Source organism: SAR324 cluster bacterium, assembly GCA_029245725.1.
GTDB lineage: Bacteria > SAR324 > SAR324 > SAR324 > NAC60-12 > JCVI-SCAAA005.
Genome location: JAQWOT010000113.1, coordinates 1 through 1665, shown reverse-complemented (window position 1 = coordinate 1665; position 1665 = coordinate 1). Strand labels below are relative to the sequence as shown.

Genomic DNA, 1665 nt, shown 5'->3' with positions numbered 1-1665 from the left:
GTTGGGAAGCCAGCTGGGGTCGGTTGTGCAGATATTCTTTTGGAGGATGGACAAGAGCTTCACTTTGGCAAGCATACCTTAAAGGCGCTGGCGACTCCGGGACATACAGATGCCTGCACTAGTTACCAGGTTGGGAACATGGTGTTTACCGGAGACACCATCTTGATTCGTGGATGTGGCCGGACGGATTTCCAACAAGGAAGTCCAGAAAACCTCTATCGTAGTATTCACGAAAAAATCTTCTCATTGCCGGATGAAACCTTGATTTATCCAGGACATGATTACCGGGGACGCTTGGTCACATCGGTTGGTGAAGAAAAACGCCTCAATCCAAGATTGAGAACAGACAACTCTTTTGAAGACTTCAATAGAATTATGAACAATCTAAATCTGCCGTATCCGAAACGCATCGATGAATCATTGTCTGCCAATCTCGACTGTGGTGTGACTGAAGAGCAGAGCAGTGAAACTGTTTGTACGATGGAAGAGATCAAGAACCTCAGTGAGAATCCTTCTGAGGGTGTTTTGCTGGTTGATGTTCGTACTCCCCAGGAATACGGCAACGGGCACGTCCAAGGTAGCATTAACGTCCCGCTGGGTGATGAGGCACAGTATCTCGATAAATTTAAAACCTACGAAAAAGTTTATCTCTTCTGCCGCTCCGGCAGGCGGGCACGCTACGCAACCAGTTCCCTCAACAACAAAGGTTTGGAAAACATTATCTGTGTACCGACCACTGGGATGCTGCATTGGGATCAGGCTGGTTATCCAGTGAATTGACAGGGGCTTTGGAGTCTTTGACCAACTGTAATCAGGTGTTCAATGTCTCTGGCTTTGGTTCAAATACTTTTCTTCAACTACTAGGATCATTATGCAAATTCAGGATTTTTCGATCTGGGAGCCTCTGCTGGGAGGTGTCCTGATCGGCCTTGCTTCCGCAGCCTTGATGTATTTTAACGGAAAAATTGCAGGGATCTCCGGTATCTTTCGTGGTCTTCTTGTCCCCCAATCAGGGGCTATCGCATGGCGAGCAATGTTCATTGGAGGGATGGTTTTGGCGGGCCTGGTGATGGTGCTGGTTTCACCACAGATGTTTGTGGATACCGCTGAGCGGGGCATGGTCACTGCCTTGTTGGCGGGTTTTCTCGTTGGTATCGGTGTTCGAATTGGGAGTGGTTGCACCAGTGGACACGGCATTTGTGGAATCGGTAGACTCTCTTTGCGTTCGATGGCCTCGGTCGGAGCATTCATGGCTGCTGGAATCGGAATGGTTTGGATCACCAATCATCTGTTAGGAGGCTTATTATGATTGAGGTGCTGCGTAGTCGTGAAAACTTAATAAGCCTTGCAGTAGGCTTTGTTTTTGGAATTGGACTAGCGATCAGTGGGATGACCCAACCCGGAAAAGTGATTGGTTTCCTGGATTTCACTGGAAACTGGGACCCCAGCCTAATTTTTGTGATGGGTGGGGGGACGGGTGTGTATATGCTGCTCTACCGACTGATTATAAGAAATGAACAACCCCGCTTTACGAGTTCCTTTCAGTTACCAACGTCTAAGGTGATTGATCGACCGTTGGTAGTCGGGGCGGTGATTTTTGGTTTGGGTTGGGGATTGGGTGGTTTCTGTCCTGGGCCTGGGTTGACCTCGATATTTTCAGGAAAT

The 1665-nt window shown here is 48.3% G+C and carries 3 protein-coding genes; all 3 read left to right on the top strand.

All coding sequences use genetic code 11. The features are described 5' to 3' along the window. The coding region (locus tag P8O70_05035; GenBank protein ID MDG2196242.1) for a rhodanese-like domain-containing protein at positions 1-780 on the top strand (780 nt) is incomplete at its 5' end. Between the two features lie 91 nt (positions 781-871). Then, a complete protein-coding gene (locus P8O70_05030) occupies positions 872-1309 on the top strand; it encodes a YeeE/YedE thiosulfate transporter family protein (GenBank protein MDG2196241.1) in 438 nt (145 codons plus the stop codon). After that, a partial coding sequence (locus P8O70_05025; protein MDG2196240.1) for a YeeE/YedE family protein occupies positions 1306-1665 on the top strand: 360 nt, incomplete at its 3' end. The genes P8O70_05030 and P8O70_05025, both read left to right, overlap by 4 nt.

Excerpts from the sequence above, each read along its gene's own strand:
- P8O70_05030 (MDG2196241.1), top strand. The coding sequence starts at position 872 with ATGCAAATTCAGGATTTTTCGATCTGGGAGCCTCTGCTGGGAGGTGTC.